Raw genomic sequence first — 26301 nt, 5'->3', positions numbered from 1 at the left:
GATCGACCGCGACACATGCAGGCCTCGGGGCGTCGCGCGCGAGTCCGGCCACTGGCTGATCGGGAGACGGGACGGCGCGAGCCGAGAGGCCAACGCGCCTGCGCCGGCTCCGGTGCTCACTCTGCCGTCAGTCCCTCGACCAGGCCGGTGGTCGGCCTGCCGAGGAGTCGAGAAAGATCGTCACCGACGCGAGCGAAAACTCCCGCGGCGATGGTCTCATCGAGACGTGCCAAGAAGCCGGCCAGCTCGCCGTCCATCCCGGAGTTGATCAGTGCTACCCGCAACTCTTCGGAAGTTACAGGGCGGTACGTGACCTCCTGCTTCAGGACGACCGACATCGCGTCGGCAATGTCGGCGTAGGTGAAGTTCGTGTCGCCGGAGAGGCTGTAAGTCACATTGTCGTGCCCAGCTGTGGTGACGACGACGGCCAACGCCTCAGCCAGGTCCTTCCGGCTGGCTGCGGCAACGACGGCGTCGCCGGTCGCTGCGGCGAGAACGCCGGTGAAGCGGGGGCCTGCCAGCGTCTGGATGTAGTTCTCGATGTACCAGGTGTTCCGCAGGATCGTGTAGGTCACGCCGGAAGCGGTGAGAGCGTCCTCTGTCGCTCTGTGGTCGGCGTTGATCTCGAACCGGTCGTCGTCGGCTCGAACGCCGCTGGTGTAGTAGAGGTGCCGGACGTTCGCGTTCTTCGCCGCCTCGATGACCGACTCGTGCTGAGCAAGACGGTTCGGGTCTCTGCCCGAGATCAACACGATGTCGGAGTGCCTGGCGACCAGCTCTGCGACGCCGGCTGAATCCGACAGGTCGACGGCGGCGGTGCTGAACCCGGCGGAGGCGAGTTCCCCCAGACGTGCTTGGTTCCGTCCGGCCGCGGTGATTGTTCCGGGGCTGGTTCCACGAGCGACCAGCGCGTCCAGGAGGTGGCGGCCGAGTGCCCCGGTAGCTCCGAAGACCAGGGTGCTCGCCTCAGGCGCGGTCATGGAGGGTGATCTGGTAGCCGTCGGGGTCGGCGAAGGTGAAGGTGCGGCCGAAGGGGCCGTCGATCGGTGCGGAGACGATGGTGTGACCGTCGGCGAGGAGGGCGTCGTGGATGGCCTGGACGTCGGTGGCGTGCAGCCAGATCGCGGCACCGATGCCGGGCTGGGCAACGGAGCCGAGATCGGTGCCGGGAACGACCTCGCGGAGTGCGAAGGCGATCGGCTTCGTCTCGAAGACGACGGCGTGCGGAGGGCCGGCCTGCGAACGGACGAGGCCGAGATACCGCTCGTAGAACGCCTGCGAAGCGTCGAGGTCGCGCGCTTGCAGTGAGATGAAGTCGGGGCCGGTGACGGGCATGAGGATGCTCCTTCAGTTTTATGTCAGTTTTCTGACACGCATCAATGTATGTCAGAATACTGACATGAGTCAAAACGGTGCCGGCGTCGACCTGGACAAATCGCTGGGCTACCTGCTGAAAGAGGCTTCCAGCACCCTGCGTGCAGCCATGGAGGAGGTGCTGCGGCCACTCGGCATGAGCGTGACGCACTACTCCTGCCTGGAGTTGCTGGCTCAACGGCCGGGCTTGTCGAACTCCGAGCTGGCGCGTGGCGCGTTCGTGACCCGGCAGTCGATGAACGTGCTGCTCCAGACCCTGGAGCGAGACGGCTACGTCACCAGGCCCGCGGAGGCGCCCGTCGGGAAGGCGCTTCCCGCGCGGCTCACGCCTCGCGGCCGACGGAGCCTGGAGAAGGCCAGCGCGGCGGTCCGGTCCGTCGAGGTCAGAATGCTGGCCGGCATGACCGAGGCCGAGCAGTCGGACGCGTTCCGGATTTTGCAGAGCATGATTCATTCGCTGCGCGATGGTGACGACGGGGCATAGCTGGTTTCTCGGTGCACGATTCGTCGCGTCGGGACAGGGGTGTGGCGGAGCGTGGAAGTCTGTGCGAGGGACCTCGAACTACTGCCCACCCTGTTCTGCGATGGGCTGATAAATCGTTCGGCGGGCGAAATGGATAAGGGCCTTGTGGCGTGGGCTGCGGGCATCGATGGTGGCGTGCGAATCAGCGGGTGTGAGGTGCGAGGCGTGGCGGCTCGTGCGCTGGGGCTTTCCGCTTGAAGCGTGCGGAGTAAGGCGCGAGGGGCGCGGGGATGAGTCGACGGCGGCTTCGCCTGGAACCTGGCGGAGCAAGTTGAAGCCAGGGTGCGGTCGGCGGGGATCGGGCAACGTAGGGCGGTTGGCGGCCGAGGCGGCACGCGGTTCGTCGACGGGAAGCTGGGGCGGCGTGCCAGCAGCGGTGTTCGTGTCGAGGTGAGAGGCGTCTTGGGGGCGTCCGGCCAGCGTGCGGTCGGCGGGGTGTGTCGCGTGAAACGCCACGTAGGGTTCGTGGGGCGTGTCCCTTGTGAAACGCCACGGGATGTTCTTGGGGGCGTTCTCGTGTGAAGCGTTGCAGGGAGTCCCGCGGGGGCGTTCTGGAGTGAAGCGCTGAGGAGGCTCGCTGGACTTTCCGGTGTGAAGCGCTGAGGGGATGCGCGAGACGTTCCCATGTGAAGCGTTGCGGGGAGGCCCGGGGCGTTTCGGTGTGAGGCGGGGCGCGGAGATTCTCGGGATTTGTTCTTAGGTGAGGTATTGCGCGAAAGTCTGGGGCCGAAGTTGTGTGATTGATGGGAGAGGCGCCTTTTCGGCTGGGGTTTATTGGTCTTTTTGGATCATCCCCATCAAACAGGCGATATTTCTGTGAGTTGCGGTGCAATGTCGCAATCGAGTCACGACTTCTTGGACGCGGTGTCCAAGAGTTCGTTACGTCGCATAAGGTTCCGCTTACCCTCGGTTCATGCCATCCACGGCGCGCTTCCAGAACGTCGCCAACAGGGCGAATTCAGGAGCGGTCGGTGACCGCATCGGCCGGGCGGACTGCACTTCCGGTCGTCGCGTGCACGCCCCCTGGACGGTCATGCGGCGCGAGGCTCTCTGTGGAGGGAATCGTCGTGACGGTGGTTGGCAGAGTGGTGGCCGCTGTGGCGGTCGTGGCGGGTTCGATCGTCCTGGGCGGGTCGGCGCAGGCGGCTGTGGTGACGCGGCAGGCCGAAGCCTCTGGGCAGATCACGTCGCCTTCCGACGGCCAGGTGGTCACGGGGTCGTCCGTGACGGTTTCTGCCCAGACCGGGTTGATGCAGCTCAAGATGGGTTTGTACGTCGAAGGCCCCGCCACGCCGAGCCAGAGGGTCGCCGGAGGCGGGGCGAACCAGACGATCTCCGGTACGTTCGACGCCGGCAGCGCGCCCAACGGCACCTTCACCGTGACGCTCAAAGGAGACATCACGGGCACCAGGTACGCCACCAGCACGTTCAAACTGCGGCGACCTCCCGAGCCCCCGAGGAACGTGGACGCGCGTCTGGAGGGCACCACCAAGGTCGAGGTGACCTGGAGCAAGGGCTCGGAGCCGGATCTCCAGTCCTATGAGGTCTCCACAAGTCAGTCCGGCGTCGTCGGCCGGCTGTCCGCGGACAACGCGTGCTCCGGCTCCTCGTGCAAGGCCGTCCTCGCGGTGCCCGCCAAGGCGGCGGGGCGGCGCGTGGGCATCACGGTCAAGGCGTTCCGCGGCGACGGGGACGGTGGTTCGGTCGCGTCGGGCAAATCGGGTGTCGCGTACGTCACGGTTCCCGCGCCGGCCGCGTCCCAGCCCAAGAAGCAGACGACCAAGCAACAGACGACCAAGAAGCAGACGACCAAGCAACAGACGACCAAGAAGCAGACGACCAAGCAACAGACGACCAAGCAGCAGACGACCAAGCAGCAGACGACGAAGACGGACGGGAGGACGCGGGTCGATCCGCTGCCGACCCTCCCGGCCAAGAAGCACGTCAGGCCCACGACCGTACCCACCCGCAAGCCCACGACGACCCGCAGGCACACCTCCGCCCTGCCCGCAATGCCGGAAAGCCTCCCGACCTCGACCGCGGCCGACCCGGGCCGCGAGGAACCGTCCGGGACGAACAAGCGCGCGGACGACGACACCGAAGCGGCTGCGATCCAGGCGGGCGGCGTCAGGGCGCAGTCGGACGAGTCGCCGACGGGGAACTTCGGGCAGTACGGGATGTACGTGACAGGAGGCCTGCTGCTTCTCCTGCTCGCGGCGCACGCCGGTGCATGGGCTCGGCGGCGCGCGCTGGCCACCGGCGCCGGGCGTGGCGGTGCGAGCGCCGCGGCTTCGGCCAGCCGTGCAGCCACATCAGCAGGAAGCAGGGCGGTTCAGCCCAACCCCGACGAGGTTCCGCGAGCCAGGACAGCGTCCCGACGTCCTACCGTGGTGCTCGCCGTCGCCAGGACACGCATGCCGGAACCTCCCCAGCCGAACCCCCCGACGCCCCTGCCCGAGCCTGCGATCAGGCAAGGCGCCGGCGAAGACGAGAGGGCAGGGGATGCGCAGGGCCAGGCGCGTGAGACGCCGCAGCGTGCTCTCGAAGGGGCGGCCGCCGCACCTGGTCCGCTTCCAGAAAGCGCGGCCCCCAGGGCGGGGGAGGCTCAGGGTGCGTACGACGTTCGGGGGTGGCGGGAGGCGGAGCCAAGGGGGGCTCGGATGCCGGGTGGGGCGTCGAGGCAGGTGCCGGTCGCTCTGCCGATCCATCTGAGCGTGCAGGACTTACGCGCGGCCCAGAAAGCACGGGAGACAGGCCGTCACGAGGCTCGGCCGAAAACGGGCCGGGAAACGGGCCGGGAAACGGCGGGGGAGGCAGGGCAGGATCCGCAGAATCCGCCGCGCATCGCGTTGCCCAGTTCGGCTGTCACGGACGTTCCCGAGCCCGCCACCGGCCCCGTCGTCCCACCCGCCACCCCCCTGGAGCAGCGTTGGGACGACTACCTGCCACCGTCGCCCAGGTGCATGGAGGACAGCGGTTTCTGGGAGCGTCCGCTGCCGGGCGCCGGCGACTTCTGGGCCTCCGACGACGACGATGACGATGACGATGACGATGACGATGAGCGGGCGTATGCGGGGCGCCGGCCGGAGAAGGGTGACAGTTAGGACAGAGGGCCGGGGGCGAGGAGGATGTCCAGGAGCTGGAGCGCGCCGCGTTTGTGCAGGGGCTCGTTGCCGTTGCCGCACTTCGGGGACTGGATGCAGGACGGGCACCCGCGCTCGCACTCGCAGGACGCGATCGCCTCACGCGTGGCCGTCAGCCAGTCGGTGGCCCGCGCGTAGCCGCGTTCGGCGAAGCCCGCGCCGCCTTCGTGGCCGTCGTACACGAAGACGGTGAGCAGGCCGGTGTCGGCGTGCAGTTCGGTGGAGACGCCCCCGATGTCCCATCGGTCGCAGGTGGCGAACAGGGGGAGCAGGCCGATCGAGGCGTGCTCGGCGGCGTGCGCGGCGCCGCCGAGGTCGATGTCCGCCGCCGCGAGCGGCGCGACCGCCGTGGCGGGCAGGGTCCACCAGACCGCGCGGGTGCGGAGGGTGCGCGGCGGCAGGTCGAGGGGTTCGTCACCGAGCATCTCGCCTGACTGCAGGCGTCTTTTCAGGTACGAGACCACCTGCCTGGTCACCTCCACCTCGCCGAAGTGCAGCGTTCCCGGGCCGAGGGGGCGCGAGCGCTGGGTGGCGAGGATGGAGATGTCGGTGATGTCGCGGGCGAACGTGGAGTAGTCGGGATTGGCTGCCTCGACCAGGGCGACTCCGGCGTCCAGGTCGAGGGTCTCCACGAGGAAGGTTTCGCCCTGGTGGAGGTAGACCGCGCCGGTGTGGACCGTGGTGTGGGCGGACGGCTCGTCCACGCTGCCGAGCAGGCGGCCGGTCGACGACTCGACCACCTGGATCGGGGCGCCTCCGCCGCCTCTGATGTCGGCGAGGTCGGTGGCGCGTTCGCGGCGGGTCCAGAACCAGCCTGCGGGACGGCGTCTCAGGAGGTTCCGGGCGACCAGGTCTTCCAGGACGTCGGCGGTGGTGGCGCCGAAGACGGGCAGGTCGTCGTCCGTCAGCGGGATCTCGGCGGCGGCGGCGCACAGGTGGGGGCCCAGGACGTACGGGTTGTCCGGGTCCAGGACGATCGCCTCCACCGGCCGGCCGAACAGGGCCTGCGGGTGGTGGACGAGGTAGGTGTCCAGGGGGTCGTCCCTGGCGATGAGCACGGCGAGGGCGTCCTGGCCGTCGCGTCCTGCCCGGCCGGCCTGCTGCCAGAGGGAGGCGCGGGTGCCGGGCCAGCCGGCGATCAGCACGGCGTCCAGGCCCGAGACGTCCACGCCGAGTTCGAGGGCGTTCGTGGTGGCCAGGCCCATGAGGGTGCCGGCGCGCAGGGCCTTCTCCAGGAGGCGGCGGTCCTCGGCGAGGTAGCCGGCGCGGTAGGCGGCGACCTTGTCGGGGAGGGCGGCCAGGTCTTGGACGTCGTCGGGGATGGCCCAGGTGAGCGGGCTCGGCGGGGTGGAGTGGCGCGGGTCCTGGACGTCGGATGCGGCGCTTCCGGTGGGGGAAGCGGAGTCCTGAAGGGGCGAGGAGGAGGTGAGCGGCGGGGACTCGGCGCCGGGGGAGAAGCCCGGGGGCGTGGCTTCGGGTGTCGCGTGCGGGGGCCACGGCGTGGCTTCGGGCGTGGCGTGCGGGGGCCAGGGCGCGGTTTCGGGCGTGGCGTGCGGGGGCCAGGGGGCGGTGACGGAGAAGGCGACGTCGGCCAGCTTGGCGCGGGCGGACAGGGCGACCGTCTCGGCGCCGCGTCGCGAACGCACGAACGCGAGCGTCCGTACGTTCGCCAGGACCAGGTCCGCGAGGAGGTCAGCGGCCTCCGCAGTGGCCGTGCGGCGCACAGGAGCCCCTCCCTCGCCCCGCAGGTCCGTCAGGGGCGGTTCCCAGAGCGCGATGGTCGTAGAACCCTTCGGAGAGGCGTCCGTGGTCACCTCGTCCATCTCAAGCCCCGTCAGCCTCATGGCGAACACGCCGGGCTCGCTCGCCGTGGCCGAGGCGAGCATGAACGTGGGGCGCGAGCCGTACCGGGCGCAGACGCGGCGCAGGCGGCGCAGGATCTGGGCCACGTGCGAGCCGAAGACGCCGCGGTATCCATGGCACTCGTCCACGACCACCATGCGGAGGCGGCGGAAGAACGAGGACCACTGCGCGTGGCGGGGCAGCACGCCGCGGTGGAGCATGTCCGGATTGGTCAGGACGTAGTTGGCGTGCTGGCGGATCCACGTGCGTTCCTCGAAGGGGGTGTCGCCGTCGAAGCAGGCGGCGCGCACCTGCGTGATGCGCAGTTCGCGCAGGCCGCGGAGCTGGTCGGCGGCCAGGGCCTTGGTCGGCGTCAGGTACAGGACGGTGCCGCCGTCGAGGCAGGAGGCGACCGCCGGCGTGAGGTACGCCAGGGACTTGCCCGAGGCCGTTCCGGTACTGATGATCACGTTTCGGCCACGGAAAGCCAGGTCGGCGGCTTCGTGCTGGTGAGGCCAGAGTCCTGTCACTCCACGGTTCGCCAAGCGCGTAACGAGGACTTCCGGCGCCCAGTCCGGCCAACGCGCTTGACCCGCCTGACGTGCAGGAACATGCTCCACATGGGTGACACGCTCATGACGTGCGGGAACTCCGAGCAGGTGGGCGAGGAGTGGACCTGCCTGTTGTGGGGAGGATGCCGAGGAAGTCACTGTTTCCAGTCTTGCATCGATGGGCAAAGTCGCCGGGAATCGTGATTTCGTATAGACACAAGCCAGACGCGTGGTTGAATGCCGCGCGTCAGGGTCGGACAGTCTGGGGCCACGCTCCAGATTGCCAGGCCCGCAAGAGTACTTTCGCAGGCGAGGCGCTGGAGGATCTGTGGATCTGAAGTTGGATCACCGCACCGAAGACCGACTCACCATCGTGGAGGTCGAGGGTGAGATCGATGTCTACACGGCGCCGAGATTGCGTGAGCTCCTCATCGACCTGGTGAACAAGGGCAACTTCCACCTTCTGGTGAACATGGAGAAGGTCGACTTCCTCGACTCCACGGGGTTGGGAGTGCTCGTCGGAGGGCTCAAGAGGGTCCGGGCGCACGACGGCTCGCTCGAGCTGGTGTGCACCCAGGAGCGCATCCTCAAGATCTTCCGCATCACCGGTCTGACCAAGGTCTTCGGGATTTACGCTTCCGTCGACGAGGCCAAGGAAGCTCACGGCAAAGACAAGTAGCATGGCTACCGTCGAGCTGACGTTCAGCGCTCTCCCCGCGCATGTGCGGACCGCCCGGCTGGTGGCCACGGCGATCGCCCGTCGTACCGGCGTGGAGGAATCGCTGCTGGACGAAGTCAGGCTCGCCGTGGGTGAGGCATGCTCCCGGGCGGTCGAGGCGCATCGACTTCACTGCCCGGGCGAGCCCATCCGCATCGAGCTACGTGACGACTCCGGGCGTTTCGAGGTCACGGTCAGCGATCTGGCCCCCAGTGACGAGATCAAGCAGGAGCAGCCGCTCGATCTGGGCATGCTCTCTGACTCGTTCATGTCAGGCTTCGGCATCGCCGTCATCACGGGTCTGGCCGATGACGTCGAGGTCTTCCCCAGCCCCAAGGGGACGAACATCCGGATGAGCTGGCCCGCCTCCAACGGGGCGGGTTCCTGACCTGACATCGCTTGGATCGGTCCCTTGTCTCCCAAGGGGCGTGTTCGAGCTGGTCGGGTGTGGTTTCAGGGGCGATAGACGGGGATGAGGGGATGTCCGGTCGTGGCATGCCTTCCTCCCTGTCGAGTCGCGCCACGTTTCTGCATGTCCTGACGAGGGCGCTCGGTGCCTCGTCCTGTCGGCATGTCCGGACGGCCTGCATCGATCCGAGAGAAGCGGCAGCGTGTGCTCGGTCGCCGGCGGACCCGCCCAGGGTCTTGGCCAGGCCTGGTGCAGGGCTTAGCGAAGCCGGGGTGCAGGGGTCCTGCGGGAGCCGTTCAGCGAGGTCCCGATGCAGGGGTTCAGCGCCGTAGGGGCTCGGCGTGGACCGGCCGAAGAGCTCAGAGCGGCCCGCGCGGGGCTGGCGCGGCATCGAAGCAGTGCGAGGGCCGCACGCCTCCAGGCCGCACGCCTCCAGGTCGCACGTCTCCAGGTCGCACGTCTCTACGCCACACGTCTCTACATCGCACGCCTCTACGTCGCATGCTGCCTGGGCTTCGGCCTCAGAGCAGGCCCAAGTCCGCTTCGCGCGTTCAACCGCTGTGTTGTGCGGCGAGACGTCCAGGTTTCGATCGGGCGGTAGCTCGAGGGCGCGGACTGCGGGTCGGCGGTGCAGGCGGTTCTGCGGGGGGCGGGTCAGCGGCTGGGATCGAAGGGCGAAAATCTACGGCAGCGCAGCCGGAGGCTGGAGTCCGAAGGACAGCGTGGCAAGGGGCTGGGCTGAGAGCTCAGTACGGTGCGACGACTTCGCCGGCGAGGGGCGCGCCTGAGGGGCGGAAGGCCAGGACGGCGGCGTGGCTGGGCTGCCTGACGTGCCTTGGTAGAGCAATACGACTGCCCATGGCTCTTGCCGCCGCAGTGGTGTCTGTGGACAGGGGTGGGAGTTGTCCACAGGCTGTGGATGAGTGGGGGATAGTCGGCCGGGTTGTTGGAAGGGCTTGCGCTGGGCGCCGTGTGTCGCGGGGCGTGTGGCGGCGGGCCGTGTGGGCCTGGCTGTGTCCCTGCGAGGCCGTGGCGTTGTGCCGCGCCGGTCAGGCCGCGGCCGGCGGCCCGAGTCACGGAGGGCGCGTCCGCCGGTCGTGGCGCCCCGCCGCATCTCGCGGCGGTGGCGCTGGAAGGTGGCGCTGGAAGGGAAGGTGGTCCCGGAAGGTGGCGCTGGAAGGGAAGGTGGTCCCGGAAGGTGGCGCTGGAAGGGGGCCGGTAGGTGGCGCCGGAAGCTGGCCAGGGGGCGGGGCCGGGAGGTGACGGTCCGGCGGTGGTGTGCGGAGGTGCCGCCAGGTGGTGGGGGCGGGGTGTGTGTGGAAGGGGGTCGGCGTGTCGTGGGGATTAAATCTGGGTTTCGGGCGGTCCGATTTGTGGGGTTGTCACGCCCGTAAACCTGAGGAAATTTCGCCTGTCAGATCTCAAACCGGCCCGCTGTCAGGGGATTACTGAACGCCCGCGCAAATACCCGCCCCGAGAGCCTTCATATCCGTTCAGTGCCTGCGTAGACTCCCGGCACCGGCCAAGGTGATCCGGCGGAACCGCGGATTCAACCGGAAGCGGCACCCACAACCCGGATGGTGCCGCACCCGCCCGCCGAGAGATCCGCAGCACCGTTCGGGCGAGACGACCGGTCTTGCCGAGGAGAACGATGAGCAGGCACATGCTGGCATTGGCGCCAGCGCCCAATCTGTCCCTGAGCGGTAACAATCTCACCATAGTGATCGTGGTAGCCGCGGTCGCGCTGATCGCGCTAGCCGTCGCCGGCGGCCTCGTACGCGAGGTGCTGTCCGCCGGCCAGGGCACCGAACGCATGCAGAACATCGCGCGAGCCGTGCAGGAAGGCGCGGCTGCCTATCTCGCGCGCCAATTCCGCACACTGGCGATCTTCGTGATCGTCATTCCCTTCCTGTTGCTCTTGCTGCCGGGCGAAATGGACGTACGCGTCGGTCGCTCGATCTTCTTCGTGGTCGGTGCGGTGTTCTCCGCATTGACCGGATTCATGGGCATGTGGTTGGCGGTGCGCGGAAACGTGCGCGTCGCCGCCGCGGCCAACGAGTCGGGCGAGAAGCGCGCCATGCGCGTCGCCTTCCGCACCGGCGGCGTCGCCGGCATGTTCACCGTCGGCCTCGGGCTGCTCGGTGCGGCCGTGGTCGTCTTCATCTACCAGGGCGAGGCGCCCCACGTTCTCGAAGGCTTCGGGTTCGGGGCGGCGCTGCTGGCGATGTTCATGCGAGTCGGCGGCGGCATCTTCACCAAGGCCGCCGACGTCGGCGCCGACCTGGTGGGCAAGGTCGAGCAGGGCATCCCCGAGGACGACCCGCGCAACGCCGCGACGATCGCCGACAACGTCGGTGACAACGTCGGCGACTGCGCGGGCATGGCGGCCGACCTGTTCGAGTCGTACGCGGTCATGCTGGTCGCCAGCCTCATCCTGGGCAAGGTGGCCTTCGGCGAGCAGGGCCTGATCTTCCCGCTGATCGTGCCCATGATCGGCGTGCTGACGGCGATCATCGGCATCTTCGTCACCGGGCTGCGCGACCGAGACCGCAGCGGCATGGCGGCGATCAACCGCAGCTTCTTCATCTCGGCCGGGATCTCGGCGGTGCTGGTCGCCGCGGCGGCCTTCTGGTATCTGCCCAGCAGCTTCGGCGCCCTGTCGGGCTCGACCGTCACCTCCGACGCCGATCCGCGCCTGATCGCGGTGGGCGCGGTGCTGATCGGCCTGGTCCTGGCCAGCGCCATCCAGCTGCTGACCGGCTACTTCACCGAGACCAACCGCCGTCCGGTGCGCGAGATCGGCGAGAGCTCGGCCACCGGCCCGGCCACCGTCATCCTCGCCGGCATCAGCGTCGGCCTGGAGTCGGCCGTCTACTCGGCGCTGATCATCGGCGGCGCGGTCTACGGGGCGTTCCTGCTCGGGTTCGGGAACGTCACGATCGCGCTGTTCGCGGTGGCCCTGGCCGGCACCGGCCTGCTGACCACGGTCGGCGTCATCGTCTCCATGGACACCTTCGGCCCGGTCTCCGACAACGCCCAGGGCATCGCCGAGATGTCCGGCGACGTCGAGGGCGAGGGCGCGCGGGTGCTCACCAGCCTCGACGCCGTCGGCAACACCACCAAGGCCATCACCAAGGGCATCGCCATCGCCACGGCCGTGCTGGCGGCGACGGCGCTGTTCGGCGCGTTCCGCACGGCGGTGGAGGACCAGCTCTCGAAGGCCGGCCAGGACATCAAGGCGGCGCTCGGCGCCTTCTCCACCTTCAGCCTCAGCATCGACCAGCCCAACGTGCTAGTGGGGCTGATCGTCGGCGCCGCGGTGGTGTTCCTGTTCTCCGGCCTGGCGATCTCGGCGGTCGGCCGCGCGGCCATGCGGGTGGTCTTCGAGGTACGCGACCAGTTCCGCAACAAGCCGGGCATCATGGACGGCACCGAGAAGCCCGAGTACGGCCGCGTCGTGGACATCTGCACCCGCGACTCGCTCCGCGAGCTGGCCACGCCCGGCCTGCTGGCGGTGATGACCCCGATCGCGGTCGGGTTCGCGCTCGGCTACGCGCCGCTCGGCGCGTTCCTGGCCGGCGCGATCGCCTGCGGCACCCTGATGGCCGTCTTCCTGGCCAACTCCGGTGGCGCCTGGGACAACGCCAAGAAGCTGGTAGAGGACGGGCACCACGGCGGCAAGGGCTCCGAGGCCCACGCCGCCACGGTCATCGGCGACACGGTCGGCGACCCGTTCAAGGACACCGCGGGCCCGGCCATCAACCCGCTGATCAAGGTGATGAACCTGGTGGCGCTGCTGGTCGCGCCGGCCGTCGTCCTGTACGCGGGCAACGCCGCGCTGCGGGTCGGCATCACGGTGGTGGCGGTGGCGGTGGTGGTGGCGGCCATCGTCGTCTCCAAGCGCAGGTCGGTGACGAGCGAGCCGGCCAACAACGACCGCGAGCACGAGCCCGTGGCCTCGTAACGACCGATCGGCGAGACGCCCGTCCCGGCCAGGGGCGGGCGTCTTCGCATGTGGGTGGGTGGCGCGGGGACGGCGGGGGCGCGGTGGGAAACTGGGCGGGTGGAAGAGGACAACCGGCCCTCGGGCGGGAAGACGCTGGGCCTGATCCTGCTGGCGATGCTGGTCATCCTGGGCGTGATCATCGGGCTCGGGATCTGGGCGTCGAGGGGATGACGGGTCGACGCATGGACGGGTCGACGACAAGTCGAGGAAATGACGGGTCGACGCATGGACGGGTCGACGACAAGTCGAGCGAATGACAGGTCGAGGTGACGACGTGACGCGGACCCTGATACTGCTCCGCCATGCCAAGGCCGCACAGGTGCCCGGCCTGGCCGATCGCGAACGTCCGCTGACCGAGCGCGGCGAGCGCGACGCCGGCCGGGCCGGCGACGAGATCAGGGCGGCCGGGCTGAGCCCCGACGCGGTGCTCTGCTCACCGGCGCTGCGGACCAGGCGCACCGCCGAGCTGGCCTTCCCGGGCATGGAGATCAGCTACGAACGCGACATCTACCAGGCATATCCGGAAGAACTGCTGGAACTGCTCCGCAGGACCGACCCGGAGCTGGGCACGGTCGTGTTGTGCGGGCACAATCCCGCGGTGCACGAGCTGGCCCTGCAACTGGGCGGCGGCGACTACGGCTTCCGGCCCGGGGCGTTCGCGGTGATCCAGGTGGAGGCGGCGTGGGTAGACCTGTGGCCGGGGGAGGGACGCCTGGTCATGCACTGGGCTCCCAAGGAGCACTGACCGGGGACGACGCCTATGCGGGGGGCCGCCAGAGCGCTGCGTGACGGCTTCTCGCTGCCCGCGCGTCCGCCCTGGGGGTACGGGCTGCTGTGCGGGCTCGCGGTGGCCGGGCCGCTGCTGGCCGGGGTGCTGGCGGGCCGGCCGCAGTCGGGGGCGTTCCTGGCCCTCGGGGCCTACCTGACGGCGTTCGGGGACACGTACGGGCAGCCGTACGCGGCGCGGGCGCGGTCCATGGCCATCAAGATCGTGCTGATCGCCGGCGGGTGCTGGCTGGGCCTGTATCTGGCGGACCGGCCCTGGTGGGCGGTGCTGGCGCTCGGAGCGGTCGCCGCGGCGGGCGGCCGGTGGCGTACGGTCGGGACGCCGCCCGCGTTCGCCCTGGTCACCGGGTTCTATCTGGCGGTGCCCGCGGGTTTCGGGCCGCCCGAGCTGATGGTGTTCGGCGGCCTCCTGTACGCCGTGCTCGCCCTGGCCCTGTGGCCGTTGCGCCGGTTCGACCCGCTGGCGACGGCGCTGGGCGAGGCCGTCCGCGCCGTGGCCGGGCTGATCGACGGGCTCGCCGGCGACGACTGGGACGAGCGCAGGGAACGTGCGTCCAAGGCCCTGGAGACGGCGGCCACGGCGTCGGCGTCGTTCGAGAGCATGGACGCGGCCGGCCGGTCCGCCGGTGCGTACGTCGAGGCGCTGGTCCGGATCTTCCACGAGACGGTGGCGCTGCGCGCCCTGCGCGCGACGGCCCCGGACGAGCAGGACGGGATCGACGACGTGGCCACGACGCTGGCCGCGGACCTGCGGGAGGCCGCGGACGGGCGGCGGGCCGGGGTGGTGGAGGCGCTGGCCGTCACCGCCGACTACGCCGAGCGCCTGGGCGCGCGCGAGCCGGGCGCCGACCCGGCGGCGCTGCGCAGCGGCGCGGTGCTCGGGCAGGCCCGGCGCTGCCTGGACCGGATCGCGGTGGGGGTGCGCACGGTCGGCCTCCTGGCCGCCCGGCACGTGCCACCGGCGGGCCGCGGGCTGCTGCCGGGGTTGCCAGGAAGGCCGCCGACGGGCGGCGGGCTGTTGGCCGGGTTGCCGGAAAAGCCGCCGGAGGGCCGCGGGCTGTTGCCCGGGAAGCCTGCGGCGGGTCGCCGGCTGTTCCCGCGGCTGCCGTGGAAGCCGCCGCCGGGCGGTTCGGGGCCCGAGCACGCCGGGCGGCTGGGGCTCACCGCCGCCGTGGCGATGGCGCTGATGCTGGGGGTGCACGAGCAGTACGGCAAATGGTTCGTGTTCACCGTGCTGCTGGCGGTGCGGCCCACCTACGGGGACACCGTCGAGCGGGTGGTGCTGCGGGTGGCCGGCACCGTGGCGGGGGCCGCGGGGGCGGCGTTGATCCTGGCGGCGGTGCCGGGGCCCTACACGATCGTGGGGACGGTGCTGGTGTTCGGCACGCTCGGGTTCGCCCTGCGCGAGGTGAGCTACGGCTACTGGTCGATCTTCGCGACGCCGCTGGCCATGATGCTCACCGACTTCTCGACCCGGCTCGACTGGGAGGCGGCGGGGATCAGGCTGGCGCTCACCGCGGCCGGCGGCGTGCTGGCGCTGGCGGCGGCCCGGCTGCTGTGGCCGCGCGGCCAGGCGGGACGGCTGCGCGGCCTGGCCGCCGAGCTGCTGCGCGAGCACGCGTGCCTGGTCCGCGCGCTGGCCGAAGGCGACCTGGACCGGCTGCCGGACCGTACGGAGTCCGCCGGGACGGCGGCCGACCGGCTGCGCGAGTCGCTGGACAAGCTGGACAAGGAGCCGGGCGGCAGGGCGCCGGCCGAGCTGCGCGCCGCGCTGACGCTGGCCAGGAAGCTCAGGGACGACGCGATCCTGCTCGGCGCCGTGCTGCGCGGGGCCGAACCCGGCTCGGACGCCACCGCCGGCGTGCTGGACGCGGTGGCCGACCGGCTGGACGCCGTGGGGCAGGCCGTACGGGAGCGCGAGCCGCCGCCCGCCGCCGACGCGTTCGAGTCGCAGCTGGACGAGGTGGCGCGCGAGGTCAGCTCGCTGATGGAGGAGGCGGCGGCGGGGGAGGGCACGGCCGTGCGCAGGCGGCTGCGGCACGCGGTGACCGCCCACCCGGCGCTCAGGTCGCTCTGCAAGGACGCGCTCGACCTGGCCGCCGAGGTCACCGCCCGGTTCAGGACGTGAGCACGCCGTCCTCGGCGTCGGCGGCCTCGACCTCGTCCCTGGAGATGCCCAGGAGGTAGAGGATCGAGTCGAGGTAGGGCGTGTTGACCGCGGTGTCGGCCGCCTGCCGGACGACGGGCTTGGCGTTGAAGGCGATGCCCAGCCCGGCCGCGGCGATCATGTCGAGGTCGTTGGCGCCGTCGCCGATGGCCACCGTCTGGGAGATGGGCAGCCTGGCCTCCCTGGCGAACCGCTCCAGCGCGCGGGCCTTGCCCGGCCGGTCGACGATCTCGCCGACGACCCGCCCGGTGAGCTTGCCGTCGATGACCTCCAGGACGTTCGCCGCCGAGTAGTCGATGCCCAGCTCCTCGACCAGGGCGTCGGTGATCTGGGTGAAGCCGCCGCTGACGATGGCGAAGCGGTAGTCGAGGCGCTTGAGCGTACGGACGAGGGTGCGGGCGCCCGGGGTGAGCACGACCTCCTGGCGCACCTGCTCGAACACCTCGGCCGGCAGCCCTTCCAGCAGCGCGACCCGGCGGCGCAGCGACTCGGCGAAGTCGAGCTCGCCGCGCATGGCCTGCTCGGTGACCCGGGCGACCTCGTCGAGGCAGCCGGCGTGCGCGGCCAGCAGCTCGATGACCTCGCCCTGGATGAGGGTGGAGTCGACGTCCATGACGATGAGCCGCTTGGCCCGGCGGGACAGGCCGGTGCGCTGGACGGCGACGTCGACCTCCTGGGCGGCGGCCTCGGCGGCCAGCTCGACGCGCAGGGCGGCCGGGTTGGCGCCGGAGACCGACAGCTCGATGCAGGTGACGGGCCACTGGGCGAGGCGTTCGATGCGGTCGATGTTCGCGCCGGCGGCGGCGATGCGGCCGGCGATGCCCGCGATGGCGGCGGGCTGGAGGGTGGCGCCCAGCACGCTGACCGACAGGCGGCCGCGGCGGCGCTGCTCCTTGGCCTGGGAGCCGGTGGAGAGCTCGACCTCCATCCCGAGGTCTTCGGCCACCCGTTCGACGGCGGTCCACATCGCGCCGAGGGTGGTGCCCGTGCCGGTGGACGGGCCGCCGGCGTACGCGACGAGCACGCCGAGCGTGAGCCTGCCGCGGATGACGACCTGTTCGATGTCCGCGACCGTCACCGGGAACCCGGACAGCACGGAGAAGAGCCTGGAGGTGACACCGGGCCGGTCGGGGCCGGTCAGGGTGATCAGGAGGGTGCGCTGGTCCACATCCAGCCACGGTACTGCGCCCGGTCCGGTGCCCGCGCAGCAGGCTCGCCATTCGGACACGGGCGCAGCGTGACTAGCGGACGATCCTGGTCCTGACGGTCTTGGCGTAGCCGTGCACGGGGACGCCGACGCGCTCCAGCTCCTCCTCGGCCAGCGCCCACGTGCCCTTCTCCTGGTCCCACATGCCCTGCTGGACGTCGTAGGAGACCACGCCGAGGGTCGCCTTCTGCGTGCCCGTGGCGTTCTTCTTCAGCTTCGCGTAGAAGTCGAGGCGCACCCAGTCCTTCTTCTCCAGGACGTAGGGGACGCTGCAGTACAGGGCGCGGCCGTCGAGGGTGCAGACGGTGCCCTTCGGAGCGTCGTAGCGGACCCTGCGCAGGTCCACGCCCTTCGGGAACTGGCCGCCGACGAACCAGGCGTCGGCCGAGAACGGGCCGGTGTTGGTGGCCTTGAGGCTGTACCTGATCTGGCCGCCCGCCTTGGCGGTCTTCGACGCCTGCAGCTTGATGTCGAAGACCGCGAACGGGGCGTCGGCCGCCTTGGCGGCGTGGGCGGCGGTGGTCGTCGTGGCGGACGCGGGCACCGCCGGGACAATCAGCGCACCGGCCAGCAAAGCTAGCGAGGCGACCTTAGTGAGGGAGTTGCGCATCAACGTCTCCGGAGAGGAAGTGGCACGGGGACGCGCACGAACAAGCCCCCGTAAATGTCCGCTGTTCCTATCACGAGGGCAAAATCCATGTAAAGCTTATTTATCCAGAATCAAGTGCGTGTCGCCGAACTCGTGCCACAGATATCCCTTCCGCAGCGCTTCTTCGTACGCGCGTGCCAGCGCTTTCTCGCCGGCGATCGCCGTCAGCATGAGCAGGTGGCTGGAGCGCGGTTCGTGCAGGCCGGTGATGAGCCCGGTGACCGCCCGTACGCCGACGGCCGGGGTGACGACGTGGCCGGTCCAGCCGGAGGCGGCGCCGACCTGGCCGTCCGGGCCCACGGCGGTCTCCAGGGCGCGCACGACGGTCGTCCCCGCGGCGATCACCCGGCCGCCGTTCCGCCGGGTCAGGTTGACCAGCCGGGCGGTGGCGGCGGGCACCTCGTACCGCTCGGCGTAGGGCCGCTCGTCCTTCTCGGGCGAGGCCACGCCGGTGTGCAGCGTGACGGGCGCGATCGTCACGCCCCGCGAGACCAGCGCGGTGACCAGCTCGGAGGTGAACGGCCGGGCCGCGCTCGGCATCTCCGCGCTGCCCGGCACGGTGGCGAACACCGTCTGGTAGGCGTCGATGGGCCAGTCGGCCGGCACGTACGAGTAGCGGATCGGACGGCCGTGCTCGCGCAGGTACGGCAGCACGTCCCGGTCCAGCCGCGCCCGCCACAGCCGCGGCGTCTCCCGTTCGATCAGCCGCAGCGTGGCCCGGCCGGGCAGCGGCAGCCACTCGCCCGGCTCCCCGCCGCCGTACGGCTCGGACGCCTTGGCGGTCCTGCGGCGCAGCTCGACCAGCCAGGTGCCGTCCTCGCGGGCGGTCGAGAAGTGCACGGCGAGCCGGTCGAGCCGGACCGCCGCGGGCAGCGTCGCCGAGTTGTTGACCACGATCAGGTCGCCGGGGTCGAGCAGTCCGGGCAGGTCCCCGAACCGGTGGTGGGCGGGCTCGGCATCGCCGCGCGAGATCATCAGGCGCACCGCGTCCCTGGCCAGCCCGCGCGCCTCGGGCGGCTCGTGGGCCGACAGGTCGTCGGGCAGCGCGAAGTCCAGCAGCGCCGTCATTGCAGGCTCACCTTCCCGCCCGCCGGCCGGGACGTGACCAGGTCGCGCAGCGCCGCGGCCACCTTGGCGGGGTCGGTCGCCGCGGACGCCTCCTCGGCCCCGACGGCGTCGGCGAGCATGCGGGTGTTCATCTCGCCCGGGTCGGCCCACCAGACCCGCAGGCCGGGCTCCTCGGCGGCCAGCACGTTCGACAGCTGCTCCAGGGCGGCCTTGGTCGCGCCGTAGCCGCCCCAGCCCGGGTAGGCGCCGGTGGCGGCGTCGGAGGTGATGTTGACCACGGCCCCGCCGGCCGCGCGCAGGGCGGGCAGCGTGGCCTGGATGAGCGCGAGCGGCGCGGTCACGTTCGTCTCCAGCAGGACCCGGAACGCCTCCAGCGGGTAGCCCGCCAGCGGCGGCAGGGGGGTCACCCCGAGGTCACTGGCGTTGTTGACCAGGAGGTCCAGCTCGGGCACGGCCCGTCCCAGCCGCGCGACGTGCTCCGGGTCGGTCACGTCGCCGGGGATCGCGGTGGCGCCCAGCTCGTCGGCGACCCGGCGCAGCTCGTCGGCGCCGCGGGCGGTGAGCACGAGGGACCAGCCCGCCTCCGCCAGGGACCTCGCCAGGGCGAGGCCGAGGCCGCGGGAGGCGCCGGTGATGAGAGCGGTGTTCGTCATGACATCGACGCTAGGATCGGCGCGCCGCGCCGGCATCGGGCGCAGGGCCCGCCCCGGCCTGGGCACATCGTCCTAGGACTCCGCCCCTGGAGCGGGACCCTAGAGTGGGTCCGTGAGCTCATCGGACCGGGACGAGATCCTGCAGGCGGTGAGTTCCGCCGTGCTCGCGGTCACCCGGCATCTGTCGGTCCGCGAGGTGCTCCAGGTCATCGTACGGTCGGCGCAGCGCCTCCTCGACGCCCGCTACGCCGCGCTCGGCGTGCCCGACGACGACGGCTCGTTCGCCGAGTTCGTCGCCGAGGGCATCACCGACAAGCAGTGGGAGGCCATCGGCCCGCTGCCCAGGCAGCACGGCATGCTCGGCGCGATGCTCCGCGAAGGCACCCCGGCCCGGCTGCCCGACCTGCGGGAGGACCCGCGGTTCGAGTGGTGGCCGAAGGCGCACCCGGTGATGAAGGACTTCCTCGGCGTCCCGATCCGCGACGCCGACCAGGTGATCGGCATCATCTTCCTGGCCAACAAGCGCACCCCCGGCGGGTTCACGCAGGAGGACCAGGAGCTGCTGACGCTGTTCGCCGCGCACGCCGCCATCGCGCTCACCAACGCCAGGCTCTACGAGCGCGGGCGCGAGCTGGCCATGCTGGAGGAGCGCAACCGGGTGGCCCGCGAGCTGCACGACGCGGTCACCCAGAAGTTGTTCTCGCTCCGGCTGACCGCCCAGGCCGCCGCCACCATGCTGGACAAGGCCCCCGAGAAGGCGCACACCGAGCTCGAACGCGTCCAGCGCCTGGCCGGGGAGGCGCTGTCGGAGCTGCGCGCGGTGATCGTCGAGCTGCGCCCGGCCGAGCTCGACCGCCACGGGCTCGCCGAGACGCTGCGCAAGCACGTGCGCATGCTCGACCGGCTCCACCCCTCGCTGGTCACGTTCGAGTGCGACGAGCTGCCGCCGCTCGACTCGGCGGTGGAGGTGGCCGTGCTGCGGGTGGCCCAGGAGGCGCTGCACAACGCGCTCAGGCACTCCGGGGCCTCGCGGGTGTCCGTACGCCTGGCCCTCGGCGACGGGGCGCTGGCGCTGACCGTCCACGACGACGGCGACGGCTTCGAGCAGGGGGAGTCGCGCGGCCTGGGCCTGGTGTCGATGCGCGACCGGGCGGAGTCGGTCGGCGGGGCGATGACGGTCTCCTCGGCCCCCGGCCAGGGGACCACCGTACGCGTGGAGGTGGGCGTGTGATCCGGGTGCTGATCGCCGACGATCATCCGGTGGTCCGGCAGGGGCTGCGGACGTTCCTCGACCTCCAGGACGACGTCACCGTCGTCGGCGAGGCGGCCGACGGCGCGCAGGCCGTCGAGCTGGTCGGCGAGCTGAGGCCCGACGTGCTGCTGCTCGACCTGAAGATGCCGGTGCTCGACGGGCTCGGCGCGCTGGAGCGGCTGGCCGGCTCGGCCACGCGGGTGGTGGTGCTGACGTCCGTGAGCGACCGGTCCGACGTCGGCCCGGCGATGCGGGCGGGGGCCGCGGGCTTCCTCTACAAGGACGTCGATCCGTCCGCGCTGGTCCAGGCCGTGCGCGCGGTGCACAACGGTCAGGTGCTGCTCGCGCCGGAGGCGGCCGAGGCGATGCTGGCCGCCCCGGCGCCCGCGGCCGCCGTGCCGGGGCCGGCGCCGCTGACCGAGCGGGAGCGCGAGGTGCTCGCCCTGATCGCGGCCGGGCGGTCCAACAGGGAGATCGCGCGCAGCCTCGCCGTCGCCGAGAAGACCGTCAAGACCCATGTGTCGAACGTGCTGATGAAGCTGGGCGTCCAGGACCGGACCCAGGCCGCGCTGTACGCCGTGCGGCACGGCCTGGCCTGACCTCGGCGGCCTTCGCCGGTCGGGCCCCCGGGCCGCCTACGAGTGGCGTGCCGGCTCGAAGATGGCGTGATGGGCGGCCACCAGGGCGCGGCGGACCGCCCGGTCGAGCTCCCGCAGGGCCGTGGCCCTGGCCGCCACCTGGGTCGAGGTGAGCCCGCGGTCGTCGGCCAGGACGAGGACGGCGGCCAGCCGGGTGGCCAGCGTGGAGACGCGGTGGGCGCGGGCCGGGTAGCCGGGGGCCAGCTCGCCGCCGCGCTGCGGCCGGTCGGGCCGCGCCTGGGCCGGGCCGTCGACGCCAGTCAGCGCCTCGGTGGCGGCGCGCATGGCCGACGACAGCTCGTGCTCGGCCTCGGCCAGCGAGGGCAGGTCCTGGCGTACCGGCCCGGCGTCGTGCACCTCCAGGCGGGTCCCCACGTAGGAGGAGCCGCGCCGGTCGGGCACGGGCACCAGGCCGAGCCGCCGGTCGCGCAGCACGGCGACGGCGGCCTGCCCGGCCTCCACGGCGGAGGAGTTGAACGGCGCCGGCCCGGACAGCCCCAGCGGGTCGCCGGGCGCGGGAAGGGCGAGCCGGAACTCGTGCAGACCGTCGGACCGCAGGTTTGCGAGGTATTTACGCAGCGGCACGTCACCGGCGACGACGGGCCCCGCGACGGCTTCCACGTGGTCAGCCGCCTCGTCGAGGCCGACGTGACCGGAGAGCCACGCGTTGCCCCAGGCGACCAGCGAGGGACAGACAGGTGATTCAGGGTGCACCGATCCACGATAAGCGCTCGCCCTGCAATAGGTTTGTCCCCAGGGTGACTCCAGAGGTCCCCAGGGTGACTCCTAAGGAGGGAACGGGGATGGGTGGTCAGGTGCTGCGGCTCCAGGACGTCGCCGTCAGGCGCGACGGAGCGGCCCTGCTGCGCGGCATCGACTGGACGGTCAACGAGGACGAGCGCTGGGTCGTCATCGGTCCCAACGGCGCGGGCAAGACCACGTTGTTGCAGGTCGCCGCGACGTTGCTCTATCCGACCGAGGGCGTGGTCGAGGTGCTGGGGGAGCGGCTGGGTCAGACCGACGTGTTCGACCTGCGGCCGCGCATCGGGCTGGCGAGCGCCGCGCTGGCCGAGCGCATCCCGCCGGAGGAGAAGGTCATCGACCTCGTCCTGACCGCCTCGTACGCCATCATGGGCCGCTGGACGGAGGAGTACGACTCCAACGACGTCACCAGGGCCGTCGAGCTGATCGACATGATGGGCGCGGCCCACCTGATCAGGCGGCGGTTCGGCACCCTGTCGGAGGGGGAGCGCAAGCGGGTGCAGATCGCCCGCGCGCTCATGCCCGACCCCGAGATGCTCCTGCTCGACGAGCCGGCCGCCGGCCTCGACCTGGGCGGCAGGGAAGACCTGGTGCGCCGGCTGTCGGCGCTGGCCGGCGACTACCGCTCGCCGACGCTGGTGCTGGTGACGCACCACGTCGAGGAGGTGCCGAGCGGGTTCACGCACGGCCTGCTGCTGCGGCACGGTTCGGTGGTGGCGCAGGGGCCGCTCGACCACGTGATGACGGCCGACAACCTCTCCCGGACGTTCGGGGTGCCGCTGACGCTCGACCGGAGTGCCGAGGGCCGCTGGTACGCCAGGGCACACTGACCTCACTGGATCACCATTTATGCGGATATCGGTCGCCTAAAGGTGAAACGAAATATCATGCACCGAGTCGGTCCCCTCGACTCCGGAGCTTCGCCATGTCGACCGAGCAGCTCGTCGTCGCCCTCGTCGTGGTCGCGGCGATGGGTTTCGTGGTGGTCCGCAGCATCCGCATCGTCCCGCAGGCCACGGCGGCCATCATCGAACGGCTGGGCCGCTACCACCGCACGCTGACGCCCGGGCTCAACATGGTGGTCCCGTTCGTCGACCGCATCAAAGACCTGATCGACCTGCGGGAACAGGTCGTCTCGTTCCCACCGCAGCCGGTGATCACGTCCGACAACCTGGTGGTGTCGATCGACACGGTGATCTACTTCCAGGTCACCAACCCCAAGGCGGCCACGTACGAGATCGCGAACTTCCTGATCGGCGTCGAGCAGCTCACCGTCACCACGCTGCGCAACGTGGTCGGCGGCATGGACCTGGAACGCACGCTGACCTCGCGTGAGGAGATCAACACCGAGCTGCGCGGCAGCCTCGACGAGGCAACCGGCAAGTGGGGCATCCGGGTCAACCGGGTCGAGCTGAAGGCCATCGACCCGCCCGTGTCCATCCAGGACTCGATGGAGAAGCAGATGCGCGCCGACCGGGACAAGCGCGCCGCCGTGCTGGCCGCCGAGGGGCAGCGCCAGGCGGCGATCCTGGCCGCCGAGGGCGACAAGCAGGCGGCCGTGCTGCGCGCCAGGGGCGAGGCGGAGGCCGCCGTGCTGCGGGCGCAGGCGGACGCCGAGGCCCAGGCCATGCGCGCCAAGGGCCAGGCCGACGCGATCGGCATGGTCTTCAAGGCCATCCACGACGGCAAACCCGATCAGCGGCTGCTGGCCTACCAGTACCTCCAGACCCTGCCGGAGATCGCCAAGGGTGACGCCAACAAGGTGTGGATCGTGCCCTCGGAGATGGGCAAGGTGCTGGAAGGGCTGGGCGGGCTGTTCGCCCCGCCCGCGCCCAAGAACCCCGAAGAATAACTCAAACACATGTACGGATAAATACCGGCCTAAGTGGGTATAAATCAGTACATGAAGGGTGATCGGGTGGAGATCGTCATCGACGCGGGCGGCTCCCCGCGAACCTACGAGGTCACGGCCACCCGCGCGGGCCGGCGCGTCGAGGTGGCCAACCGGCGCGGGCTGGTGGAGGTGAGCGAGGTCACCCGGAGCGGCACGCCGGTACGCACGGCCCGATTCATGTCCAGCCGGATCCTCGCCCTCGTGGAGCATCCGGCCGACGAGGCCGCCGGGGACGACTAGCGGAAGTCCGCCACGTGGTCCTCGGCCCACTGGCGGAAGGTCAGCGCGGGCCGGCCGAGCAGCCGCTCCACCGTGTCGGTCACCCGCTCCGGGTTGTCCACCGCCGCCCCCCAGCCCTTCAGCGCGGCCTCCACGAACCCGGGATCGCCCCAGGCGGCCGTCAGGTGCGCGCGGGCCTCGTCCAGCGGCTGCTCCTCCCAGCGCACCTCGTGCCCGGCCACCTCGCCGATGATCCGCACCTGCTCGGCCTGGGTGAGCTGCTCGGGGCCGGAGAGCACGTACCTGCCGCCCGTGTGGCCGGCCGAGGTGAGCACGTGCGTGGCCACCGCGGCGATGTCCTTCTCGTGGATCAGCGCCCTGACCGCCTGCCCGAACGGCCAGCGCACGACTCCCTGCCGGATCTGGGCGGCCCAGCCCAGCGTGTTGGCGGCGAAGCCGCCGGGCCGCAGGAACGTCCAGGCCAGGCCGGAATGCCGGATCAGCCGTTCGACGCTCTGGTGGAACAGCGTCGGCTCCTCGCCGTCGGCCAGGTCCTCGACGTCGGCGGACAGGTAGACCACGCGGCGGGCGTGCCGGGCGAGGGCCGTCACCGCGCCCGCGGTCGCCGCCTCGGAGTAGCCGGGCCACAGCAGGAAGACGCTCTCGACGTCCCGCAGCGCCGGTTCAAGGGTCTCGGGCACGGTCAGGTCGCCGCGCACGGCCTCCACGCCCTCGGGGAGCCGGGCCTTGTCGGGGTTCCTGACCAGCGCCCGCACGTCCAGGCCCGCCTCCGCGAGCTGGGAGACCACATGTTTGCCCACATTGCCGGTCGCGCCGGTCACCAGAATCTTGCTCATGGCCCCGACGGTAGGACCTCAAGTTAAGTTCAGGTCAACCCCGGCCGTACCTGGATCGTGCCGTCGCGGCGGATGCGGGTCTCGAACATGGGCGCGGGCGCGGTCGCGGGACCGTGCTTCACCGAGCCGTCGGCCAGCCGGAACGTGCTGCTGTGCCAGGGGCAGACCACGCACGCCTCGCCGTCCTCCATGACCAGCCGGCCCTGGTGCAGGGGGCCCGCCAGGTGCGGGCAGCGGTCGGCCAGCACGGTCACCCCGTCGCCCTGGCGCAGCACGAAGAGCTGGATGTAGCCGAGCCGGCGGGCGACCGGCCTGCCGTCGGGCAGGTCCTTGAGCGGGCACAGGTCGTGCCAGCCCAGCGGTACGAGATGGGCGACCTGCGGCGCGTGGTTGGCCCCCGCGGCCTGGCGGTAGGCCATGTGGCCGCCGAGGTAGCCGCCCAGCCCGCCCAGCCCGAGCCCGACGTACGACAACACGCGCCCGGCCCGCTCGGCGCCGCGCAGCCGGGCCACCAGCGAGGCCGACATCAGGCCCAGGGCGGTCATGTTGGCCGCCATGTGCACGAAGCCCACGCGCTGCTGCTCGCGGTGGAGCGAGGACCAGTCGGTCAGCCCGGCCGCCGCCGTGGGCAGCGCGTTGGCGATGCCCGTGGCCAGGAGCAGCCTGCTCGCCCTGGGGTCGGCGTGGGCCAGGTCGAGCACGGCGGCCGACAACCAGCAGCCGAGGGTGACCGTGGCCAGCGGCGGGTGCAGCGGTTTCCCCGTGGGCACGCCGTGCAGCAGGTCGCGCAGAGTGCCCTGACGCAGGCGCTCGCGTACGACCTTGGCCAGCCCCCGGATCGGTTTGTCCATCGCCTTCGACTTCTCGAGTCGATCGGCGAGGTCAACCGGACCGACGAAACCCCGCAATTGCCGACGTCTCGCTCGCACTGTCTCTTTCACGACAAGTCCCCTACCCCGGCCTAGACGGGATCACTCGGAGAGGTGTCCCCTGGCCACGGAGAGTTCTACCAGCTCCAGCGCGTACGCGCCGAGGGAGGCCGACCCCTCCTGGATGATCCGCACCTTCTCCCTGACCTCGCCGGCCGTCACCTTGAACAGCGGCCAGGTGCCGCCCTCGGTGTGGTGGTTGGCCAGGATCGGCGCGAACCGGTCGAGCGCCTTGGCGAACCTGGCCTCCGGCGTCTGCCTGGCCTCGAACTCGTCCCAGAGCTCGCGCAGCCGGGCGCCCTGCTCCGCGGGGAGCAGGCCGAAGATGCGGTCGGCCGCGGCGGTCTCGGCGGCGGCCTGGGCGGCGACCGCCACGTGGTCGTAGACGAAGGTGTCGCCGGCGTCGATCTCGACCAGGTCGTGCACGAGTAACATCGCCACCACCCGCTGGAGGTCCGTTCCGGGCGGGGCGTGCTCGCCGAGGACCATCGCCAGCGTGCCCACGTACCAGGAGTGCTCGGCGGAGTTCTCCCGCCGCGACCCGTCGATCAGATGGTTGCGGCGGATGATCCGCTTCAACTTGTCGATCTCGACGGCGAACGCGATCTGGGCGTACAGGCGGTCCTCTTCTGGCGCGATAGTCACGCGCGACAC

The 26301-nt window shown here is 71.1% G+C and carries 23 protein-coding genes; 12 read left to right on the top strand and 11 right to left on the bottom strand.

Going from position 1 to position 26301, the window contains the following annotated elements:
• Positions 1–116: 116 nt before the first annotated feature.
• Together AB0J76_RS02605 and AB0J76_RS02600 are read right to left on the bottom strand one after the other, a co-directional pair.
• Positions 117–980 (bottom strand): NAD(P)H-binding protein, encoded by an 864-nt coding sequence (locus AB0J76_RS02605; RefSeq protein WP_352319137.1) that lies wholly within the window; start codon positions 978–980, stop codon positions 117–119.
• On the bottom strand, positions 967–1335 hold the full coding sequence (locus tag AB0J76_RS02600) for a VOC family protein (RefSeq protein WP_352319135.1): 369 nt from the start codon (positions 1333–1335) through the stop codon (positions 967–969). Before AB0J76_RS02600 ends, AB0J76_RS02605 begins: the two co-directional genes overlap by 14 nt.
• 64 nt (positions 1336–1399) lie before the next feature.
• Between AB0J76_RS02600 and AB0J76_RS02595 the strand changes: the two genes are divergently transcribed.
• On the top strand, positions 1400–1858 hold the full coding sequence (locus tag AB0J76_RS02595; protein ID WP_352319133.1) for a MarR family transcriptional regulator: 459 nt from the start codon (positions 1400–1402) through the stop codon (positions 1856–1858).
• Between the two features lie 1091 nt (positions 1859–2949).
• On the top strand, positions 2950–5001 hold the full coding sequence (locus AB0J76_RS02590; RefSeq protein ID WP_364388537.1) for a hypothetical protein: 2052 nt from the start codon (positions 2950–2952) through the stop codon (positions 4999–5001).
• On the opposite strand, the gene AB0J76_RS02585 is transcribed toward AB0J76_RS02590, so the two are convergent.
• Positions 4998–7412 carry a DEAD/DEAH box helicase gene (locus AB0J76_RS02585; RefSeq protein ID WP_352319129.1) on the bottom strand — a complete coding sequence of 805 codons (2415 nt, stop codon included), beginning with the start codon at positions 7410–7412 and terminating at the stop codon, positions 4998–5000. The two genes, AB0J76_RS02590 and AB0J76_RS02585, sit on opposite strands and share 4 nt — an antisense overlap.
• Positions 7413–7761: 349 nt before the next feature.
• On the opposite strand from AB0J76_RS02585, the gene AB0J76_RS02580 reads away from it, so the two are divergent.
• From AB0J76_RS02580 to AB0J76_RS02560, 5 genes are all read left to right on the top strand, one after another.
• On the top strand, positions 7762–8112 hold the full coding sequence (locus AB0J76_RS02580) for an STAS domain-containing protein (protein WP_043629845.1): 351 nt from the start codon (positions 7762–7764) through the stop codon (positions 8110–8112).
• A 1-nt stretch (position 8113) separates the two neighbouring features.
• Positions 8114–8539: an ATP-binding protein gene (locus AB0J76_RS02575; protein ID WP_352319127.1), complete on the top strand. Its 426-nt coding sequence runs from the start codon at positions 8114–8116 to the stop codon at positions 8537–8539.
• A gap of 1672 nt (positions 8540–10211) precedes the next feature.
• Entirely contained in the window at positions 10212–12524 is a 2313-nt protein-coding gene (locus AB0J76_RS02570) for a sodium-translocating pyrophosphatase (protein WP_352319125.1), read from the top strand.
• Positions 12525–12840: 316 nt separating this feature from the next.
• Positions 12841–13311: a histidine phosphatase family protein gene (locus tag AB0J76_RS02565; protein WP_352319123.1), complete on the top strand. Its 471-nt coding sequence runs from the start codon at positions 12841–12843 to the stop codon at positions 13309–13311.
• A 15-nt stretch (positions 13312–13326) separates the two neighbouring features.
• Positions 13327–15480: an FUSC family protein gene (locus AB0J76_RS02560; protein WP_352319121.1), complete on the top strand. Its 2154-nt coding sequence runs from the start codon at positions 13327–13329 to the stop codon at positions 15478–15480.
• On the opposite strand, the gene serB is transcribed toward AB0J76_RS02560, so the two are convergent.
• The 4 genes from serB to AB0J76_RS02540 form a co-directional block, all read right to left on the bottom strand.
• Positions 15470–16687, bottom strand: a complete 1218-nt coding sequence (gene serB / locus AB0J76_RS02555) for a phosphoserine phosphatase SerB (RefSeq protein ID WP_352319119.1) — start codon at positions 16685–16687, stop codon at positions 15470–15472. The genes AB0J76_RS02560 and serB overlap by 11 nt on opposite strands.
• Before the next feature lie 73 nt (positions 16688–16760).
• Complete coding sequence (locus AB0J76_RS02550) at positions 16761–17336, bottom strand: hypothetical protein (RefSeq protein WP_352319117.1); 576 nt, start codon at positions 17334–17336, stop codon at positions 16761–16763.
• A gap of 96 nt (positions 17337–17432) precedes the next feature.
• Complete coding sequence (locus AB0J76_RS02545) at positions 17433–18443, bottom strand: S-adenosylmethionine:tRNA ribosyltransferase-isomerase (protein WP_352319116.1); 1011 nt, start codon at positions 18441–18443, stop codon at positions 17433–17435.
• Complete coding sequence (locus AB0J76_RS02540; RefSeq protein ID WP_352319114.1) at positions 18440–19096, bottom strand: SDR family oxidoreductase; 657 nt, start codon at positions 19094–19096, stop codon at positions 18440–18442. The genes AB0J76_RS02545 and AB0J76_RS02540 overlap by 4 nt, the downstream gene beginning before the upstream one ends.
• A gap of 112 nt (positions 19097–19208) precedes the next feature.
• Here AB0J76_RS02540 and AB0J76_RS02535 point away from each other — a divergent pair, with 112 nt between their 5' ends.
• Entirely contained in the window at positions 19209–20327 is a 1119-nt protein-coding gene (locus AB0J76_RS02535; RefSeq protein WP_352319112.1) for a GAF domain-containing sensor histidine kinase, read from the top strand.
• Positions 20324–20947 (top strand): response regulator transcription factor, encoded by a 624-nt coding sequence (locus tag AB0J76_RS02530; RefSeq protein ID WP_352319110.1) that lies wholly within the window; start codon positions 20324–20326, stop codon positions 20945–20947. The genes AB0J76_RS02535 and AB0J76_RS02530 overlap by 4 nt, the downstream gene beginning before the upstream one ends.
• Positions 20948–20983: 36 nt before the next feature.
• Here AB0J76_RS02530 and AB0J76_RS02525 read toward each other — a convergent pair whose 3' ends face one another.
• Positions 20984–21700, bottom strand: coding sequence for a hypothetical protein (locus tag AB0J76_RS02525; protein ID WP_352319108.1), 717 nt, complete (start codon positions 21698–21700; stop codon positions 20984–20986).
• Positions 21701–21789: 89 nt separating this feature from the next.
• Here AB0J76_RS02525 and AB0J76_RS02520 point away from each other — a divergent pair, with 89 nt between their 5' ends.
• From AB0J76_RS02520 to AB0J76_RS02510, 3 genes are all read left to right on the top strand, one after another.
• Entirely contained in the window at positions 21790–22578 is a 789-nt protein-coding gene (locus tag AB0J76_RS02520) for an ABC transporter ATP-binding protein (RefSeq protein ID WP_352319106.1), read from the top strand.
• Positions 22579–22673: 95 nt separating this feature from the next.
• On the top strand, positions 22674–23600 hold the full coding sequence (locus tag AB0J76_RS02515) for an SPFH domain-containing protein (RefSeq protein WP_352319105.1): 927 nt from the start codon (positions 22674–22676) through the stop codon (positions 23598–23600).
• A 51-nt stretch (positions 23601–23651) separates the two neighbouring features.
• Positions 23652–23882 carry a hypothetical protein gene (locus AB0J76_RS02510; RefSeq protein ID WP_352319104.1) on the top strand — a complete coding sequence of 77 codons (231 nt, stop codon included), beginning with the start codon at positions 23652–23654 and terminating at the stop codon, positions 23880–23882.
• Here the strand turns inward: AB0J76_RS02510 and AB0J76_RS02505 are convergent.
• From AB0J76_RS02505 to AB0J76_RS02495, 3 genes are all read right to left on the bottom strand, one after another.
• The gene (locus AB0J76_RS02505) at positions 23879–24718 is read right to left on the bottom strand and encodes an NAD(P)H-binding protein (protein WP_352319102.1); all 840 of its coding nucleotides are present in this window, start codon (positions 24716–24718) and stop codon (positions 23879–23881) included. The genes AB0J76_RS02510 and AB0J76_RS02505 overlap by 4 nt on opposite strands.
• A 29-nt stretch (positions 24719–24747) precedes the next feature.
• Positions 24748–25569 carry a Rieske 2Fe-2S domain-containing protein gene (locus AB0J76_RS02500; RefSeq protein WP_352319100.1) on the bottom strand — a complete coding sequence of 274 codons (822 nt, stop codon included), beginning with the start codon at positions 25567–25569 and terminating at the stop codon, positions 24748–24750.
• 120 nt (positions 25570–25689) lie between these two features.
• Entirely contained in the window at positions 25690–26301 is a 612-nt protein-coding gene (locus AB0J76_RS02495) for an HD domain-containing protein (protein ID WP_352319099.1), read from the bottom strand.

The organism is Nonomuraea sp. NPDC049624, assembly GCF_040675255.1.
In the GTDB taxonomy this organism is placed as follows: domain Bacteria; phylum Actinomycetota; class Actinomycetes; order Streptosporangiales; family Streptosporangiaceae; genus Nonomuraea.
Note: the sequence above shows the minus strand (reverse complement) of the source record. Positions and strands in the feature narration are given on the sequence as shown.

What these genes read in the sequence shown, in the direction of transcription:
- AB0J76_RS02605 (WP_352319137.1), bottom strand. Translation starts at nt 980, where the DNA reads ATGACCGCGCCTGAGGCGAGCACCCTGGTCTTCGGAGCTACCGGGGCA.
- AB0J76_RS02600 (WP_352319135.1), bottom strand. Translation starts at nt 1,335, where the DNA reads ATGCCCGTCACCGGCCCCGACTTCATCTCACTGCAAGCGCGCGACCTC.
- AB0J76_RS02595 (WP_352319133.1), top strand. Translation starts at nt 1,400, where the DNA reads ATGAGTCAAAACGGTGCCGGCGTCGACCTGGACAAATCGCTGGGCTAC.
- AB0J76_RS02575 (WP_352319127.1), top strand. Translation starts at nt 8,114, where the DNA reads ATGGCTACCGTCGAGCTGACGTTCAGCGCTCTCCCCGCGCATGTGCGG.
- AB0J76_RS02570 (WP_352319125.1), top strand. Translation starts at nt 10,212, where the DNA reads ATGAGCAGGCACATGCTGGCATTGGCGCCAGCGCCCAATCTGTCCCTG.
- AB0J76_RS02560 (WP_352319121.1), top strand. Translation starts at nt 13,327, where the DNA reads ATGCGGGGGGCCGCCAGAGCGCTGCGTGACGGCTTCTCGCTGCCCGCG.
- AB0J76_RS02550 (WP_352319117.1), bottom strand. Translation starts at nt 17,336, where the DNA reads ATGCGCAACTCCCTCACTAAGGTCGCCTCGCTAGCTTTGCTGGCCGGT.
- AB0J76_RS02545 (WP_352319116.1), bottom strand. Translation starts at nt 18,443, where the DNA reads ATGACGGCGCTGCTGGACTTCGCGCTGCCCGACGACCTGTCGGCCCAC.
- AB0J76_RS02540 (WP_352319114.1), bottom strand. Translation starts at nt 19,096, where the DNA reads ATGACGAACACCGCTCTCATCACCGGCGCCTCCCGCGGCCTCGGCCTC.
- AB0J76_RS02520 (WP_352319106.1), top strand. Translation starts at nt 21,790, where the DNA reads ATGGGTGGTCAGGTGCTGCGGCTCCAGGACGTCGCCGTCAGGCGCGAC.
- AB0J76_RS02515 (WP_352319105.1), top strand. Translation starts at nt 22,674, where the DNA reads ATGTCGACCGAGCAGCTCGTCGTCGCCCTCGTCGTGGTCGCGGCGATG.
- AB0J76_RS02510 (WP_352319104.1), top strand. Translation starts at nt 23,652, where the DNA reads ATGAAGGGTGATCGGGTGGAGATCGTCATCGACGCGGGCGGCTCCCCG.
- AB0J76_RS02505 (WP_352319102.1), bottom strand. Translation starts at nt 24,718, where the DNA reads ATGAGCAAGATTCTGGTGACCGGCGCGACCGGCAATGTGGGCAAACAT.
- AB0J76_RS02500 (WP_352319100.1), bottom strand. Translation starts at nt 25,569, where the DNA reads ATGGACAAACCGATCCGGGGGCTGGCCAAGGTCGTACGCGAGCGCCTG.